Origin of the sequence: Cellulomonas sp. Leaf334 (genome assembly GCF_001424195.1) — a bacterium.
Classification (GTDB): domain Bacteria; phylum Actinomycetota; class Actinomycetes; order Actinomycetales; family Cellulomonadaceae; genus Cellulomonas.
The window spans coordinates 174,333-192,283 of the sequence record NZ_LMOO01000007.1; the positions used below are offsets into that span (position 1 = coordinate 174,333).

The window sequence follows — 17,951 nt, forward strand, 5'->3', positions numbered from 1 at the left end:
GGCGGCGGCGGGGCGTGGAATTGACGCGGCCGGGACGTCACTGCGACGCTGTTGCCGGAATGGGACTCCCGCGTCAGCTACTCGACGGACCCTGGCACGTAATCCATGGTGAGCCCGGTGTCCGCCCACGACAGGCGGGCAGTTTCCCAGTCTGGTTCCGGTGCGACGGACCACCACGAGATGCGGCTGTTGTAGGCCCAACGACCCGTGGCGGGACCGTCGTGGAACAGGACGTTGCCCCACTTTGACAGGTCACCGAGCGTACGAGCGATGAACGCAGAGACCGTGTAACGGCTCGCGGCGATCGCGGTGTGGCTGTATCGCGCAACGAGCATCGCGAAGTCGTCGGGACGTGCGTGAGCGTAAGCGTGCTCGACGACTCCGAACTCGACCCAGCGGCTACCGAACTGGGAGATCAACGCGGGCAACTCGACGTGCAGGCCGAGTTCAGCTCCGAGCCCGCTCATGCCGTCGAGTTCGGGCGGAGCTGGCACGACAACCCAGATGTGTAGCCCCGGTGTCGGGTGCCCTCGCGTGCGGTCGCACGTGAACGACAAAGTGCCATCGCTGCCGACCGGGACTCCCACGATGCCCTCGTCGGCGTGGAACGGGCAGACCTGCATGCTCACACCATAGGGAAGAACAGAGAGCGGGGTAACCTGGGCAACAACCCCGAGACTCTTGCGCACTGTGGAATCCTGACCCAGGACCTCGACGACGAAGGGTGCTGGAGCGCTGATGCGGTGGCAGTGGGGGAAACAAGGCCGGGCCTACGCGAACTACGGGAACGCGAATCAATGGACCGTGAGCGCAGGGCTCGGATCACTCGCCCGCGAAGCCACCCAGAACTCCAACGACGCTCGGCGGCCGGATGAAGACGCCGAACTCGTCTACTCGTTCATCCGGCTGACGGGTGATGCCCGGCGGGAGTTCGAGCACGCGGCGAACTGGGACGAGCTCGACCGTCACCTCGACAGCATGGGGCAGTCGGCGGATGCCGCGATCTCGGCGGGTCAGATTGCGGCGGGCCGTACCGCAGTTCGGGACCGCGACGATTTGGTTCTCCTCCGCGTCGCCGACTACGGCTGCCGCGGGCTGACGGGGCCGGAATTCGAGGACCAGGCCCTCGGGCCCGAGGAGTTCGGCAACTTCATCAAGCTCTGCCGAATGGACCTCTATAGCGGAAAGGCCGAGGCCGCGGGCGGCAGTTTCGGCCTCGGCAAGGCAGTCTATTGGAGGTTCTCTGCCCTTCAGACTGTCTTGTTCAACTCCACGTTGGCGGCGACCGAAGCCGTCGATGGACGCTTCACCACACGACTTTTCGGCGTGCAACAGGGTGTGGTGCACACAGTCGACGGTGTGCGGTACCAGGGGCGCGGTTACTTTGGGGTCGAGCCGGCGACGCCTGATGCCGGGGAGGACGTCTTCTCAAGTTGGGGAAACACCGAGCTCGCGAGGCAACTGCGCCTCGAGCGCCAGGACGAGCGACCTGGGACGTCGGCGCTTCTGCTCGGCTTCTATGATCCGGACGGAGAACCGGACGAGGACGCCGACACCCGGATGGTTCGTTACGTGGACCACCTGCGCCAGGGCGTGGAAGAGAACTTCTGGCCGCTGCTCACCCGCGGTCGCCTCACCGTCCGGATCGAGGCCTTCGACAACGACACATTGATCGGGTCAAAGATCATCGACCCCGAAGAGACGTACTCCGAGCTGTCACGAGCGCTGTCGAGGTATGACGCCGGCGATGTCGACGAAGCTCTCGAGAAGGTCGGGGATGTCGTAGTACGAAACGTCCCGATTGAGATCTCGAGCCGTAAGGACGGCCACGACGCATTCACTCACACGGCGAAGCTCGTGGTGACCCTCTCCGACGAATCGCCGGACTCGCTCGAGGACCAGGTGTGCCTGCTTCGACGCTCCGAGATGGTCGTCGAGACCATCGAAAGGAAATACGAGGGGCACAGGTATCACGCGTTTCTCCTAGCGGGAGCGGCGGTCACGAAGGACGCCCCAACGTCGAATCAGATGCATGCCGACGACTTCCTCCGTTTCGCCGAGCCGCCCGCGCACGACCAGTGGATCCCCCGGTCAGGACGAGCCCAGGCGTCGCAGGTGAATGTCAGTACCCGGTACTTCCAACCGTGGCGGAAGAACCTGACGGACATCCCAGAGATCATCCGCAAGGAGCTCCGCGCATTGTTCGGCCCTCCGCCGGTAGAGGCGGATCAGCCACCCGAGTCAGTGGTGCGCAACCTGCGTTTCTTCCGTGGAGAGCCCGGCTCGGGCGGGACGGGCGCCGCTTCGCAGGGGCGCCCGAAGATCCAGATCCGCTCGGGAGAGGTCGTCGACGGCCGGTGGAATCTTACGTTCGCTGTCAGCGCGCCGAACCGCGAAGCGGGGTGGTCGGTGCGACCCGTGCTCGTGGCTCTGGGCGCCGACGGCTCGCGCACCGAGATTCCCTGGCATGGCGACCTGGCGATCTTCGACGGCGGACGGATCGTCGACGAGTGCGTCCAGCTCGACTCCGTCCCCAGGAAGCGTCGCCTGAGCGCAGTGGTCAGTGCGCGCGGGGGGACGATGCCTCTCCGTGCGAGTGAGGCGGTCGTCGACGTGATCGTCAAGGACGTCCGGACGGCGCAGGGAGACGTAGCGGAGGTCGACGCATGAGCCCGCTGTACCCATGGCCGACGTACCCCGAACTCTGGGACCTCGAGATCGAGTCGATCGAGATCGACGGCCACGACTCCATCGCCCTCGCAGACGACGCCGCGTACCGAGTCGAGCTCGACGGCCGAGAGTGGGCCAGCGCCATCTTCCGCGTCCGGGCGACAACGTCGCATTCGATCGACGGACTCATGCCGACGTCGGGCTACGTCGTGGCGTCAACCACCCAGAGCGCGTCGCGCTCATCGTTCACCCTCGCCCCCGACGGCTCGGGGTGGGTGGCGATCGTCCATCTCACCAAGGATGCCGTCGCGGGAAAGTCGATCCTCGAAGCGCACCTCACAGCGCTGATCGGCGATCGGATGCGCGTCATCGCGAGATCCCACACCTGGGAGGTGATCTCCGACGCCGGCGTCGCTCCGAGGCCGGCGGGTGCTCCGCCGTTCGACTTCACCTGGGTCGACTTCCGCTCACCGGAGGCCCCCAAGATCGCGCGGCTGGATCCCCATGCCTACTGCGTCGTTGACCTCACCGACGGTGCGACGGTACTGCTCAACGAAGGCATCGAGGGGTTCAAGGAGATCTTGCATCTCAAGAGCCCCAAGCTCGAGAAGCGGCGGCTCCAGGGCCTACTCGGCGCCGACGTCGCAAGACAGGCGACAACAGCGATGCTCCGAGCCGCAGTGGATGAGGTGACATCGACTGCGGTCGAGGGCGACGTCCAGCCGCCCGGGAATCCGCGGCTCGTGGAGGTCCTTGATGCGGTGTCGGACGGCATGGGCTTGAGTACTACTCAAGAACTGCTCGCACGCATCGGCGCAGCCACCACGATGGACGAGCGAAACAGGCTATGGGCCGACATGGACACGACCGTCGCACGCCTGACGGGCGTCTCCTCCGCCCTCGCCGCCGCATGCAAGGGAGCCATCGATGCCTGAGGTTCTCGGCACGTACAACCGCGATCTCGCGGCCGACGAACGCACGTACGCCCGTGGGGACCGCTCGCTCGTGCACGCGCACGAGTCGGACGTCATTCGCTCTGACCAGACTCGCATCACGCTCGCCCCGCTCGACTCACTCATGCGCACCTTCTGGGACCTCGTGGAACACGAGTCGTGGCCCGACGCACCGTCGAGCGACCGATGGCTAGCACCCCGTGTGCACGCAGCACTGCGGCTCACACGCCGCGAGGCATCCGATCAGCTCGCATGGCTGTGGCTCGCGCTCCATTACGACCGGTATGTCACTTGGCGGTGGGGAGAAGACGCACCCGCCAATCGGTGGAAGGGCTCGATCAACAAGCAGGCTTTCGCGCGCCTGTGGTGGAGTGGAGAACTGTTCCGCCTCGGCCCTGACTACTATCCCGTGGAGCGAGCGCTCGTCAGGCAGGACTTCGTCAACTCTTACCTCCACCGCCCGGCAGTTCGAAATCGACCGTTCGCTGCCGAAATCATCGCGCTCACCGACGGCTCACGCACGGACGCGACAGTCCTGTCCCCTGACGAGATCAATCTTCTCGCCGTCACGGTGAACCTCGCTCTGGCCGGCACACCGCCGGAGGTAGAGATCGGACCGCAGAACGACGACGTACAGACGTACTCGGAGTGGGTCCGTTCAGGCGCCACGACTGACGACTGGACGACGATGCCGGAGGGGCCGCCTACGCAGGACGTGAACAGCCATCAGCTGTCTGCAGCACGTGCGCTCGTCGACCGCTGCTGGTCCTACCGGTCGGACTTAGTGGAAGCGCATGACAGCCGCGCAGCCCAGCGCGCGCGAGACGCCGTGGAGCAGCAAGACGCCGGCCGAGTTTCAGGGGCGTAATCGCAGTCCTGGACTGGTCGCAACGATGCGTTGACCGATGTGATCGGCCAACGTCCGTCCTACGTCACCACCCTCCGCGCGCCCACTTTCGTCACGTGCAGTAGTCGCACACTCCGGTCGCAGGCAGGACCTCGTTGTGCACCGGGCACACCGTCTCGTCCATCTCGGCGTGCGTCTTGCCGCGGGTCCCGGTGGTCGGCCCGGCGTAGTTGGGAAAGAGCTCCCGCGACTTCGGTCCGCCGGAAGGTTGCAGGTCCACAACCCCGACGGAGAAGTATGCGAGCACACCCTTGACCGTCCCTATCGCGACGTACTGGTGCGAGCTCGGGATGTAGATCCGGTCGTATGCGATACCGGCGGCGAGTTCCTTGCATCGGGGACGGTTCTCGAGCGGCATCGGCAGCGCACCGAGCGCGACGTCCAGACTGTCGAACCATTCCCGCGGCGCTGACCCGTCGATTTCCGGCTGGCAACTCTTGCAGATCGCGTACCGGTCCCGGTCGCCGTCTTGCGCTAGCACCAAGGTCGTCGGGTCCGTGTCCGTCAGGTGCGTGCAACCCGGCAGGTGCAGCAACTTCCCGCTCTCGGGCCGGTACAGCGTCGGTGTCGTTGTCATGCCGCCATCGTCGCCTCTGGCATCTCACATGCACGCGTCGCCCTCGAAGTAACCATCAGCGTCACTCGACCGAAGCAGCCTCGTCGCCACCGTCACTCGCCGCGAGTTCGCGCGCCCGTTCGAGAATCTCGGACCACATGTGCTCAGGTGCAACCTCCGCGAGCATGTCGAGGACATGCTGCGCGTTCGAGTCGACTACCGAGCGGCGAATCGACGCCGGGGCAGCCCCGCGCGCCTTCGGACGCGCGCGTCGGCTCTCGCTCGCTGTTGGGGCATCCCGCTCACCCCCTGCAGCCGGAGATTGCGGCTCGCCAGCGCGACTCGGTGCGACTTCCTCGCTCGTCTCACCGAAGGCCGACGGAGCCAGCTCACCACCGCTCGACTCGGCTGGATCGAGGGCGGTAGAGCCATCGTGGCCAACCACCTCGTCGAGGAGCTGCGCCGGGACCTCGCCGGCGAGATGCACAATGTCGAGCTGGCCGGTCGTGCGGGTGAGCGCGACGTAGAGCATCCGCAATCCATGTGGGCCGGCATCGACAATGGCTTTCGGATCGAGTACGACGACAGCGTCGAACTCAAGGCCCTTGGCAGCGGTCGGGCTGACGACGTTGATCGCCTTGGTCAGCTCGCCGTCGTCCGCATCCGACCAACTGATCTCAGCGGCGTCGAGCGCTCCCGCCAGGTCTGCGCGATAGTCGTCAGGTCGCACTATCCCGACGAACAACCCCTTGGCACTGTGCTTTTGCACGGCGTCGACGGCCGCAGCCACCAGGGTCGATCGGTTCGGTGCGGAGTGCCATACGGGAGCCCGGTCGACGTCGGTGACGACGGTCGGCGCCTCGACTCCGGGAGCGGCGTCGGGGAGCAGGCGCGAGGCGAGGTCCATCACGGCGCGGGGGACGCGGTAGCCGTACCTGAGGTGTTCGAGCGTGTGCGGCAGTGGTGACTGGAGCTCCGAGACGACGTCGTCCCAGGACTCGCGGGCCCAGTGGCCAGTCGACTGGGCGATGTCTCCGACGATCGTCATTGCACCGGCACGCGACCGACGCCGGACGGCGATGAGCTGCATGGGCGACAGGTCCTGTGCCTCGTCGACGACGATGTGGGCGTACGTGCGCCCTTCACCGCTCATCTCGAACGCCAGGAAGTCGAGCAGCGCCAGGTCTTCCTTCGACCAAAGCTGGTCCGAGAGCCGTGGCGCCGCCTGTCGCCGCAGGAGCTGTAGGTCTTCCACGTCGAGTGTTCCGCTCGAGGCAGCCACGAGCCGCTCGAGCGAGCCGAACAAGTCGCGCAGGAACGCCTGCGGGGTCAGCTGCGGCCAGATGCGCTCCAGGTAGGCATCGACCTCCGAAGCACGCACTCGAAGGTTGGACGCGCGAGCACCTGCACGATCCGTCCGGCGGGCCTCGCGCAAGATGAGCGCTTCGAGTCCCGTGCGCATCCGGGCACGAGCCGCCGCATAGGGCGAGACACCTACGTCGTCGAGAAGTTCCTGCACAGCCGCCGGCTGAAGCGTGACGCGCCACGAGACTTCGTCGAAAGCGAACTGGACGTCGTCCTGCGGTACGCGGACACGCTCGTGTAGTCCGCGGGCAAGCACCTCGCACATCCGGCCGTCGCCCTTGAGCCGCGCTGCGTCGGGCCGCTCCTTGACCGAGACCGTGACGCTCGCGTCCATCAGACGCTGCAGGTCCTGGTGAATGACCCGATCCTCACCGAGCTCCGGGAGCACCCGAGCGATATACCGCAGGAAGGTCGCATTAGGCCCGACGACGAGCACGTCGTCGCGTTCGATGTCTCTGAGCTCGTTGAACAGCAACGCGGCGACCCGGTGGAGCGCGACTGCAGTCTTACCGGTGCCCGGCCCGCCCTGCACCACGAGCAGCTGTTCCCCGGGTGCTGCGATGATGTCGGCCTGTGCGGCCTGGATCGTCCGGACGATGTCCTCCATCTGTGGACTGCGTCGACGCTCGAGTACCTGCTGGAGAAACGAGTCGGACGCGAGCAGAGCGGCCTCTCCTCCGGTGAGCTCCGCGACCTTCAGTGCTAGCTCGGCGAAGAGCACGTCAGCGATGTCGTCGATGTCGTTGACGGGCCTCGTCCGGTACTGGCGGTGACGCGCGACGCCGCGAGCATCCGAGTGCGTGGCGCCACGCATCGCCATGATCGCCGGGGCCAGCCAGTTGTAGACCATCGGGTCGCCGCCGGCGCCGACGATCGAGTGCTTGCCCACGTAGTACGCGCCGCCGTCCTCGCAGTCGATTCGCAGAAACGCGACCTCCTCGTCCGGCCGCCCGAGTGTCTCGTCGCGCTGGTGAGCCCGGTTGATGGCGATGCGGTCCTTCGGGTTGGCCGCCGCACCGAACGCGCCGGCTCGACCCTCCCGCTTCGCCTCGCGCTCCGCACGCACAGCGTCGAACCACTCCTGCTCGATCTCCAGATCGGCGTCGATCTGCGGTGCTGCGACGACCACGGGGACTCCTGACTCGCGCCTAAGGCTGTCATCGGCTCGCCGGCCCCGATGGCTGAGCGAAACCTAGCGACAACCACCGACAGAGCGGCAAGGGAACCCAGGGGGAACACGGAACGCGCGTCCGGTCGCTGGCCCCGGCAGAGGCGATTCGCTCCCCAGCCACAACCGACCTGCGTGATGAGTCGGCCGGAGCGGCAGACTCCTCGTGGAGTCGGATGCATCCAGGGCGGGTGACCTAAACCGATGCACCCTCCTGCACCCGTCAACTCAGATTGGCGCGGTGCGAGTGCCGCTGGTGAGCTGTCGGAGTTTCGCTCGTGTCTCCGGGTCAGTCGAGAACAGGATCGTGCCCACCATTCCGCGGGTGAGCAAGACCTTGTAGACGTGCCGCACGAGCCGATCGAATGTTCCGTCGTCCACTGTCTTCACCGACCAGACGAGGTCCGGGGCGAAGATGACTCCGTTCCATGAGTACTCGAAGCCCTGCGCGGTGTACACGCACCCGATCTGGTCGAATCCGCCTTCGCCCGTTGCCCACAGCGCCGATGGCGGGGGTACCCCTGAGGTCCTCGATACCGAGCTCCCGGGCGTTGTGAAGGTACGCCGCGCCTGTGACCGACTCCGGGGCCTCGGACAGCACGCTCACGAAGTCACGGAGGTAGTCGACGTACCCGTCGACCTGCAGACTCGGATGCAGCACGGGCCGGTAGCGCGCTCCGTCGACGTCGAGCAACGTGTCGCTGTCGCCCCAGCGTCGTGCGCGACTCCACTGCTTGAGCTCGAGGACGACGTACGAGTTGCGACCTGTCGCGGGGTGGACCCCGGCCAGGATGACGTCCGCACGCTTGCTCGTCAGCGGCAGGCGGTGCTCCATGAGAACCTGAACCCCGCCGAGGCCTGCCTCCCGCAGGTCGTCGGCGAGCACTGGCAGAGAGTTTCGCCAAGACCGCCGTTCACTCTCGCCCGGCCTGCCGACGCCCTGGTACATCAGGAAGTCCGCAAGGAGCGTCTCGATCGCGCTGGACTCGGCCAACACCAACAGTTCTCTGGCGCTGCGGCGCAATGAATCCACGAAGTGTCCCCCGAGCAGCACGAATGAACGTGCGGGGGGACATATCCGACGCGTCCAAGCGCGTTGGAAGTCCGTCGATCCGCTGACAGGGGAACGGTAGCGGCGTCAACCACTCGAGCCTCGGTCGACACGCGCAACGGGCGTCAGCATCGTGACCGCGGTGCTCAAGGCGGCTCGCGGCGCGAGCCAAATCACGGTTGCGGGTCAACGACGGTCACCTGGCGCGGTGCATTGCTCATCGAGGTCTGTGCTCGACGAAGGTCCAGCCCAGGGCGCCGAGGTCGTACTGGCCGTCGATGTCGGGAGAGATCCGGTCCTCGATGTCCGGGTCGTGCGGCTCGCCCGGCATCAGGTCAGCGGTAGGCCAGACGATGGCGCAGTCTCCGTCCCATCGATGACCGCCGTCGATGTGGGCGAGCAGGCCAGCCAGCACGGTGCCCGTGACCACGGGTGTCGCCCACCCGTTCCACGGATCGCCGAATCGCACTGCGGGCCAGTAGCCCTCGTACCCGTCTAGTTCGAACGCTCCGTTCGCCATGGATCAATGGTCGTGGCAGACGTCGAACGATCGGCAGGATCCGCTGGCAATCTGTGGACAACGAAGCGGAACTGGGTCCCTGTGGACGACCGAACGCGGGCGCTGCCGCTTGCCAGGTACGAGGAACGGGCGTCATCGGCACTCTCCCGCTGCGCCACGATCGGAGGGGTTCGCGGCGCGCGGCCACCTAGAGCCCTCTGTGGGTCTGCCCGCCTACCCTTGGCGGCGTGCCAAGATCCGATCCTCTCGCGGAGTTCCAGACCGCCGTCGCGGACCTGACCGACCTCACGGGCGCAGTAGCGCGTCAGGAATCGCACGGCGAAGTTGTCGAGGCGTTGACCAGGCTTCGACTTGCGATCACGAGGGTGTACGGCACCGACCGCCGCCCGCAGGCCGGCGCGGGCAACGGCGCCAGGCCCGCGATCCTTCAGTACCTCGTGGCCAACCTGAACGAGTGGGTGAGCGGCGACGAACTGGCCGCGGTGTCGGGCATCGGTGAGTGGGCGCGGCGTGTCCGGGAACTGAGGGTCGAGCTGGGCTACGAGATCGAAGAGGATCGCGGGAACTATCGCCTTCTCGAGGTCGAGCCGAACCACGCACGGCGGGAGCGCTGGCTCACGGTGACGGCGGTGCGCGACGAGGACGGCGAACCTGTGGACCGGGTACGCGCCTTGTTCGTGCGGCTTCTGGGCGAGCCGGTGACTGCCGACGAACTGAACCGAGTCGCCCACAGCAAGGAGGGCGCACGCCTGGCGCGAGGTCTACGTGAGCTCGAGCAGTGGCCGATCGAGGCACCCGGGGATGCCTCGGACCTACACTCAGGAGAGCACCGACTGGTGTCTGCTCATGAGGCGCATCGCCTCGATCCGTCGCAGCGCATGTTCTCCGAGGATCTGCGCGGCCGTGTGTTTCGACGTGACCGGTTCACCTGCTGGTCCTGTGGACAGGATCGCGCTCGGTCGCACTCGTCGCCGGCGGATCCGTTCTACTTAGTGGTTCGACACCTGGAGTCGTCGCCCAACGAGCTCGCGACGTTGTCCGCGGGCCGACTTACGGACATGACCTTGCTAGCGACGAGCTGTAGCCGGTGCATGGGCCGGTAGAGAGCGATGCGGCATGCAACCCGCAGCCGCCGGGAGATCGCCTACGGCTGCGGCTCCGGGAACCACCGGTCGATAGGAGCACGTCCGAGATAGACGAAGGATCCCTCGCCGTCCAGGGGGCTGAACATCTCGCGTGCTTCGTTGATGTACAGGCGGCCCCCCGTCGGCCGGTGTCGGGCGAGCTCTCGAACGAACGATGGCGAGTCTGCGATGTAGTCGGAGAGGCGCTCCTGCCGCTCGGTCCGGACGTCGATACGACGCTTGCAGTAGACGTCGTCACCGGTGGCCGCGATCGTGTAGCGGATTCCGACCTGCGGGCCCGGCCAGCGCTCTCCGGGTGGAAGGCCCTGCGGTGCTCTTGCGGAAAGGACACCTCCACCGAGGTCGAACTCGAGGATCGTGCGATATTGCCCGGCATACCAGGTGGCACCGGCAGCCTTCACGAGTACGTGACCCCACTCGTTGATGTAGAAGATCCCCGACGGTTGCTCGCCGTGGGCCCGCTTCACCCCGCCGACCATCGCGACCAGCTCGGCGTGGGGATCGGATGCCAGTAGGGACATTTCATTGCGGCCGCTGATGTGTAGCACCTTGACTTGGCCGTCGGCAGTGACGCGGTACTTGCCCTCGCCTTTCACGGACGACGGCTCGAGCCAGGGGTAGGGCCTTCCAGGGGAAGAGGTCATGCCTCGCTACCTTCCGGGGTTGGCCAGAGAAATCCGCCGTCTACGTGGGCAAGGTATCGCGCCTCGCCTCCTGAAAGGTAATAGGCGACGTCGCGGGCATTGACGAAGAAGGAGATTCCGGACTCACCTGTGCGTTTCCACGCGTCCAGAACGAGGACGGCGTTCGATACCTGCGGCTCGGTGCCCTCGCCCGGGTCGGCGGCCGCGTACTCTTCGCCCGTTCTGACCCGTCGCGTGATGACACCACCTCGCTTCTGGCGGATCTTGTAGGTGCCTCCGGTGCGGTCTCTTGGGCCCAGATACGGGTCGCCGGGTGTCATCTCTGCGGGCGTGCTGTCCTCGGTGACTGGCCCCTCGTCCTGCATGGCTTCGGCCGGTCGGGTGCGGAACGGTTCGTCGAGGACATCAACACACCAAGCGCGCAGTTCGGAGCCTGCCTCGGGCACGACGACGAACCGGTGCTTGGTCGATACCCGGAACCGGCCGCCGCCCGGCCTCAGGCGCTGAACCGCGGCGACGACGCCTTGCGGGTTCTCCACCAGCGCGCCCGAGAGGTCCGTGACTGAGCCGCGTGAGTCGAGGCGCCACTCGTCGCGCGGCCATCCGCACGGCCATTCGATAGGCAGCGTCGGCCGCTCAGCAGTGAAGGACGTCCAGAACTGGTCCTCGGTGGGTCGTGGTGTCCGTGGCGGCCCGTCGAGCACGTCAGGCTCGACGGCGTCGAGTCCCCACCCGAAGTACTGGTTGGATGCCGGCCCGGTGAGGTCGCTCCAGTCCTCCTTCTCGTAGATCAGCTCGTCGGCCGTCTTCTCGACGAACAGCAGGTGCATCTCGGCGGTCTTCTCGCCGCCGTCGAAGCGCCGCCGCAGCACGCGTCCTAGGGCCTGCACCCGCTGCCGCACGCTCGCGGACGACGCCACCGAGACTCCGACATCGGTTGCCGGAACGTCGATCCCTTCCACCAGCGACTTCACGCTGACCAGGATCGGGGCACTTCCGTCGGCGAACGACGCGAGTGCCTGCCGACGTCGCGAATCGGAGAGCCGGGAGTGCTCCAGCGCGACCACGCCAAGACCGGCCCGAGACAGAGCGGCGTGGAGGTCGACGGCTTCGTCGATCCGTTCGTGGAAGAGGAGAATCCGTGGGCCGGGCGTGCGCGATGCCAGGGACTCGACGATTCGCGCGGACACGCGGGTGCGCTCGCGAGCCCGGTAGAGCAGGTCCTTCCGGGTCGACACGGCCGCCACGTACGACCGGGCCAGCGTCGCCTGCTCACCGGATCGGCCGGCGACGACGCGGACCGCGGACATGTCCACACCGATATCCCGCAGGCGGTCGGCGAGATCGTCGATCTTCCGACTTGCTTCGTCGTACCGGCGACGCTCATCGGGATCCAGCTGCACGGCGTGGTGGTGGACCGTGAACGTCGGCAGCCAACCGATCTCCCTGGCGGAGCGCAGATCGAATCGATAGACGATCGCGCCGAGGTTCCGACCGAGTACGTGATCGTCGTACTCGACGGCCACACCGTCGTCGTCGACGTCCTCGCGCTCCGCGGTCGCGCTGAGGCCGAGCCGGAAATCCGCGGGGGTATCCAGGACGCGCGAAAACTCGGGGGCCCCTGCCCGATGGGACTCGTCGACGATGAGCATCAGCGGTCCCCGAGCATCTCGAGCTATCTGTGGCAGCCGCTGGGCGGCCGAGTTGAGAACGCCGATGAGCGCGCGATGCGTGCGCAGGTCGTCCTTGCGCCCTCCGCGAAGCTCGCCGATGTCCTTCGGATCCAGACCGGTTCGTTCTTCCAGGACTGCGCGCCATTGACGCGCCAATGCAATGGTCGGCACGACGATCACCAAACGCAGGTGAGGTTCGACCAGTGCGGCCAGGCGGGCGCACTCCAGGGCGATGAGCGACTTGCCGCCCCCTGTGAACACCTCGAGCGTGCCCCGGAACGGCCCGCCTTCGTCGCCCGCCGCCCATGCAGCGCAGGCGTCCTGCTGCCAGTCCTCCAGCTGGACGCCGCGAAGATCGAACGTCAGCTCGGGCCCGGTCGGGACCTCCACAGCGTCCGTCACAGTCGCGCCCTTCGAGCCGCGTCCTGCTGCACGTCTCGGATCACACTTTGGAAGAAGCCCGGAGTCTCCCCGCGGCCGATGAGCAGCACCCGGTCGAGGAGGAGATTGGAACCCTCACAGGAGGTTTCAGCGACGAGCGCGCAGCCGTGACACGCAGCGAGGTTGAGAGCGCTGGGTCCCTGGCCACGGCTCTCGCTACAGAGGGGATCCGAGGAGCACCAGGCGGTGGCTTCGAGCGCGGCGAAGAGGCTCTGCATGAGGCGTGGCGCCTCACCTTGGCGGACGAGTCCTCCGAGCGTCCCCTCCGCATCGCCCGCCGCTGTATAGATCAGGATTCCTGCCTGCGCGTTCGGCGCACTGGACGAGTAGATCCGTTCTCTGAGCGAGGCCGCCGAGTAACCGCACGAGAATGCCAGCTGACGCATCAGGACGTGGGCGAGGGTGTGCAGCAGGACGCGACGCGGCGTGGCCACACCGAGGCGTGAGCCCACGACGGAGTCACGTCGGCGACGTTCGATGTCCTCGACCCGGACCTTCACGTGCTCGTTGAGTTCCCATGCAGCCAGTCGGTGCTCATCGAGGGTGAGGAGGACCCCCTCGCCGAATGACTCGACGGCCGGCAGCCATCTCTCGCGCCCGCGCGGGCCGAGATCGACGTCCACGAGGTCGGAGCCCCCGTCGTAGCGTCTGAACCCGTGGAGGGCGCGCACTTCGCGGAGGCGATGCGCCAGGACGATGTGGCCGACGAGGTCATCGATCGCGCTAGCGGCAGGCGTGGCGTCGTCTGGGACGAACGGTGTCACTGACACGACGAAGTTGGGCGTGCCGACGGGCTCGTCCGGGTTGTCGATCGCTTGCTGGAATGCGAGCCATTCGTCCGCGAGCAGCCCTTCGCGTGCGGCTTTGACCTCGTCGGTGTCGTCGGTCGCGGCGGTCGCCACCCGGAGCACCTCCTGCTGCGTGACGCCGAGATCCTCGGCGATCAGCTCGATGAGCACGGCGGCGCGAGGTCCGGAGGGTGCTGAACGGACGTCCTCGAAGTTTCGGTGGCGGCGGATTTCTGCGGCGTCATCCTTGACCGGGTTGGTCGGCTCCGGGATGTCCAGGGCGGTCGACGTCTCGCTAATGGTCACGTTGGTCGCGCCTCGCTGGAGGACTTCGACACGCTCGTCGCAGGTGTCCAACTTGGGCGACTGCCAGGGTTGGGCTCCCGTGCACCTGAAACCGATTCGCTTGAGCGAGCCCTTCGCGGTCAACGCACCGAGGTCACGACTCGCGCCGCATGCGGCACAGTGGACTACAAGGCTGGACAGACCCTCCGCGCCGCCTGGCCGCGTTTGGAACAGGAGCTCCTCCGTTCGGCAGCGTTCTTGGCTCTCGCCGCTGGCCTCGGAGTGTGCCCACCTCACCCACGGAACGTCCATGGCGTGTCCCCGCTCCGTGCCGACGACGATGAATCTCATCGGCACCATCGGGCCCTTGCAGTGCTCGCAGCGGGGTGGCTTGCCGGTCTCCTGCCGACGGGTCATCCGATTCATCCGACGGCAGTCCTGGCAGAACAGCCAGCCCGGGAAGCGCTTGTAGTCGACTCCGGGGGTGTTCTTCGACGGTCTCGAGGGGACGCTGGGTGGCATCCTGAGCTCCGCCACGCCGAGAGCGAGCTCCAGGCGCCGGGACTCGATCCGGCGGGTCTTGGACTGTGGCCAGGTGCTGATGTCTGCGGCCATCAGGGATTCGCCCTCGATGTCGAGGATCGCTCCCACGCCGAAGGGTGACACCGTCTGGCTGAGTCTGGTCGTCCTCACAGCTGCTCTCCGATCGCGACGACACGGACGGTGCGGTCGACCGAGCGCATCGAGTGCATCGTTGCCCAGCCGTCGCGCGCTTCACCGAAGTCTCGCAGCAGCGCTGGGTGGTCCTTATCGCTGCTCTCGTAGCGCAGGCTGAGCCCTTGACCGGCTGCGTCCGTCGCCCGTCGGCTCCACTCGGCGACGAGTCTGCGAACCATGGTGTCGGCGGCGTCGCGCGCCTCGGGTTCTGCAGCCGTGACCGCATCGAGCAGGATGCGACATGCCTTCGCGACACTTGCGTCATCAGGGCGGAAGGCTCCGGCGTCGTCGTTCCCCCGCAGCCCTGCCCCATGCCGGACGAGCATCACCAATGCGGCGTGCAGCGACCGCTCGCGCGAAGCGAGGGACCACGGCGTCACACTCGTTGGTTCGACGTGGCGGTACAGCGACTCGTGGAAGGCTCTGAACGACTCGTAGTGGGAACGGTCGCGCGGCTTTCCTGGGCGCAGGAGCGTGACGACGAGCCCCGGAACGGTCGACCGGCCCACCCGGCTCGTGGCTTGAATGTATTCGGCCGTCGTCTTGGGTTGGCCGTTCATCAGCATGAGCCCGAGCCGGCTGATGTCGATCCCGACGGAGAGCATGTTGGTCGTTGCTACGAGATCCACCGCGTCCGCCTCGCCGACACTGCTCTCGAGCTGCGCCAGTCGGCGGACGAGCGACCCCGGCCCGACGTTGCTCGTCAGTTCGATCACACCGTCGCGCTTGAGTCGACGTGACCTGCTCCCCCGCTTCTCCGCTCGCGAGGCGAGGATGCTCTCGACGTCGTCGCGGGTGATCGTTACCGTGCGCCCGAGTTCCCGCAACGAGTTGTGGTACGCGACGACCGTCCAGTACGCATCCAGGTCCTCGGGCGACTCCCCGACCAGCACGGGAGCTTCCAGCAGTGCAACGGTGGCGAGCACCGTGGCGTAGGAGGCCGTGTGCGCCTGCGGCATCAGGCCCATGTACAGGCGGCCCGGAGCGGTCTTGTCGACGACGGCGAAGTAGCTGTTGTCGGAATCCAGGCCGCTCGGCGGGAAGAGCGCGACGGCACTCCCGTAAAGCCTCCTGACCTGCTCGGGCGCGGATCGGATCGTTGCCGTGGAGGCGACGATCTTGGGCCGCTTCCCATCCCAGGCCATGAGTCCGAGCACGGCTGCTTCGTAGAGCGCGACCGTTGTTCCGAGAGGGCCCGAAAGCAGGTGGAGCTCGTCCTGGATGACGAGGCTCGGGGCGTTGTATGGCACTCCCCCGCGGCCCAGCACCGCACCCGCATCCTTGTGCCAGGGCATGCGCGCGAACTTGTCGACCGTGGCGACCAGGAGCGTCGGAGGGTCTGCGAAGATCTGCGCGTCGACGACCTTGACCGGCAAGAAGTTGTGGAATGCGCAGTCGCTGTGAGGGCAGAACAGCTCGAAACTGCTGCTCGTCGACCGCACGCCGTAGGCGGTCGTGTCGTTGTTCCTGCGCGCGGGCAGGAGAGGTGTGGCACACCAAGGACAGCTGAGTATCTGGAATGGGTTCTCGGGCTCGGACGCACGGAGCAGTTCCCGGGTGCGCTCGTGAGCGGTCTTGTAGTCATTTGGCGTGGTCTCTCCGCCCACCCACAGCCCGATGCTGAACGGCTGGGTACCTGCGAGACGTCGATCTTGTTGCCGGAGTAGTTCGAGGGCACAGATCAACGTCGCGGCCCGCTGGAACTGTTGGGTGGTCAGCATGCGGAGCGTGTACCGGGTGAGAACGGCCGTCCCTCCGCCGCGCAGCCCCTGCGTGAGCCGGCGATGGATCATCTCGAAGGCTGCGAGCGCGAGATAGGCCTCCGTCTTGCCGCCGCCGGTCGGAAACCAGATCAGGTCGACGACCGATCGATCGGGATGTTCGGCGCTGGCAGTCGAGGCCACCGTTAACAATTGAAAGGCCAGCTGGAACGGGTACCAGGCGGGTTCGTCGGCGTTGTCCGCGGCCACGGGCAACGCCACGCCCCGCGATCCTGGATTGGCCTTTGCATGCCTGGACTGGAGGATCTGGACACGCATCGCGCGGTTCGCCAGTTGGAACGCCTCCCGCACCCCCTCGTCCGAACGTAGGAGCTCTACGCCCGCTTCCATGCGACTCCGAGCGCGCTGCATGCGCTGGACCAGCCGGTCCCCTGCCTCCGCGTGGTTCGGCGGCAGGTCGTCGGCGGCTTTCTGCTGATCGCTGATCCAGTTGCCGTAGTCGTCGACGAACTGCTGCAGGGTCGCGCAGAGTTTGTCGACGGGCAGGGTCTCATCCGAGAGGTACACGAGCTTCAGGACTTCGGCGTCTCGCTCACCGGGTGAGACCGAAGGGACGACGCTGCTCGGGATCATGTCGGATGCAACCCAGGTTGGTGCGTCGCTGTCCTCCCACGCGATCGAGCATCCGTGCCCGACGCCGAAGGTCTGGCGATTGCTGTAAAGGAGTCTGAGTTCTTGCTCCTCATCGTCGTCGCTCAGAAGCGAAACCGATGGGTAGGGCAGGACTCGTCCCGCGACGACATCGCATCGGAGCTCGACCTGGAAGAGGCAGTCCTCTGTCGGTGGGGGCGCGTCGGCATCGTCGTGCTCAGCTCTGTTCTCGATGGCGACGGTCACGAGCCAGGCGTCGCCGATCGGCCTCCAAACCGAGACGACGCGACCGGCCCCGCCCATGACGTCCAGCGGCGGAGTCGAGCGATCGAGCGTCAACACGGGCTCGACCATCGCCCGCCGCTGCCATCCGGACTTGTCGGGCAGTTGCGAGTAGCGACCGGCGGCGACGGTGCAGGTAATCGACGGTCCGTCGTGCAGGAACGAAATCGCCGCAGAGGCGGGATTCCAGGCGTTGGCGAGTTCGATCGATTCGTCGAGTCCGTCGTCGGCCCCCTCCTCGCCGAGGACGTCACCGTCCATGGGCGGAGCGGACCTGCCCCGCGGGTACAACGTCCCCACCAAGTACACGCGGTCGGGGCGTTGGGGGAGGATCTCCTCCGCGCCATGGGCAGGGCCGAGGTACTGCTCCTTGAGGTGACCGACCACCTCGGAGCGGACCTGATTGAACGTGCG

General features: G+C 66.6%; 13 protein-coding genes. 4 read left to right on the forward strand and 9 right to left on the reverse strand.

Translation table 11 applies throughout. From position 1 onward, the window contains the following. Positions 1–77: 77 nt before the first annotated feature. Complete coding sequence (locus tag ASF78_RS17230) at positions 78–689, reverse strand: hypothetical protein (protein WP_156374209.1); 612 nt, start codon at positions 687–689, stop codon at positions 78–80. A gap of 115 nt (positions 690–804) precedes the next feature. Here ASF78_RS17230 and ASF78_RS17235 point away from each other — a divergent pair, with 115 nt between their 5' ends. From ASF78_RS17235 to ASF78_RS17245, 3 genes are read left to right on the forward strand one after another with little or no spacing between them, the layout of a single operon-like run. Beyond that, positions 805–2,670, forward strand: a complete 1,866-nt coding sequence (locus ASF78_RS17235) for a hypothetical protein (RefSeq protein WP_156374210.1) — start codon at positions 805–807, stop codon at positions 2,668–2,670. Further along, positions 2,667–3,605, forward strand: coding sequence for a hypothetical protein (locus tag ASF78_RS17240; RefSeq protein WP_056592325.1), 939 nt, complete (start codon positions 2,667–2,669; stop codon positions 3,603–3,605). Before ASF78_RS17235 ends, ASF78_RS17240 begins: the two co-directional genes overlap by 4 nt. Further along, entirely contained in the window at positions 3,598–4,491 is an 894-nt protein-coding gene (locus ASF78_RS17245; protein WP_056592327.1) for a DUF6339 family protein, read from the forward strand. The genes ASF78_RS17240 and ASF78_RS17245 overlap by 8 nt, the downstream gene beginning before the upstream one ends. A gap of 91 nt (positions 4,492–4,582) precedes the next feature. On the opposite strand, the gene ASF78_RS17250 is transcribed toward ASF78_RS17245, so the two are convergent. From ASF78_RS17250 to ASF78_RS17265, 4 genes are all read right to left on the reverse strand, one after another. Beyond that, positions 4,583–5,107 carry a hypothetical protein gene (locus tag ASF78_RS17250; RefSeq protein WP_056592330.1) on the reverse strand — a complete coding sequence of 175 codons (525 nt, stop codon included), beginning with the start codon at positions 5,105–5,107 and terminating at the stop codon, positions 4,583–4,585. A gap of 61 nt (positions 5,108–5,168) precedes the next feature. Continuing rightward, positions 5,169–7,580 (reverse strand): AAA family ATPase, encoded by a 2,412-nt coding sequence (locus ASF78_RS17255; protein ID WP_056592334.1) that lies wholly within the window; start codon positions 7,578–7,580, stop codon positions 5,169–5,171. 267 nt (positions 7,581–7,847) lie between these two features. Beyond that, complete coding sequence (locus tag ASF78_RS23425) at positions 7,848–8,078, reverse strand: DNA/RNA helicase domain-containing protein (protein ID WP_056592336.1); 231 nt, start codon at positions 8,076–8,078, stop codon at positions 7,848–7,850. An 809-nt stretch (positions 8,079–8,887) separates the two neighbouring features. Continuing rightward, positions 8,888–9,190, reverse strand: a complete 303-nt coding sequence (locus tag ASF78_RS17265) for a hypothetical protein (protein ID WP_056592342.1) — start codon at positions 9,188–9,190, stop codon at positions 8,888–8,890. A gap of 227 nt (positions 9,191–9,417) precedes the next feature. Between ASF78_RS17265 and ASF78_RS17270 the strand changes: the two genes are divergently transcribed. Further along, a complete protein-coding gene (locus ASF78_RS17270) occupies positions 9,418–10,293 on the forward strand; it encodes a hypothetical protein (RefSeq protein ID WP_056592344.1) in 876 nt (291 codons plus the stop codon). Between the two features lie 41 nt (positions 10,294–10,334). Here the strand turns inward: ASF78_RS17270 and ASF78_RS17275 are convergent, their stop codons facing one another. From ASF78_RS17275 to ASF78_RS17290, 4 genes are read right to left on the reverse strand one after another with little or no spacing between them, the layout of a single operon-like run. Then, complete coding sequence (locus tag ASF78_RS17275; protein WP_156374211.1) at positions 10,335–10,979, reverse strand: hypothetical protein; 645 nt, start codon at positions 10,977–10,979, stop codon at positions 10,335–10,337. Further along, on the reverse strand, positions 10,976–13,054 hold the full coding sequence (locus tag ASF78_RS17280) for a DEAD/DEAH box helicase (protein ID WP_056592353.1): 2,079 nt from the start codon (positions 13,052–13,054) through the stop codon (positions 10,976–10,978). Before ASF78_RS17280 ends, ASF78_RS17275 begins: the two co-directional genes overlap by 4 nt. Further along, positions 13,051–14,817: a DUF1998 domain-containing protein gene (drmB, locus tag ASF78_RS17285; RefSeq protein WP_156374212.1), complete on the reverse strand. Its 1,767-nt coding sequence runs from the start codon at positions 14,815–14,817 to the stop codon at positions 13,051–13,053. The genes ASF78_RS17280 and drmB overlap by 4 nt, the downstream gene beginning before the upstream one ends. A gap of 38 nt (positions 14,818–14,855) precedes the next feature. Next, positions 14,856–17,798 carry a helicase-related protein gene (locus ASF78_RS17290; protein WP_156374213.1) on the reverse strand — a complete coding sequence of 981 codons (2,943 nt, stop codon included), beginning with the start codon at positions 17,796–17,798 and terminating at the stop codon, positions 14,856–14,858. Between the last annotated feature and the right edge of the window lie 153 nt (positions 17,799–17,951).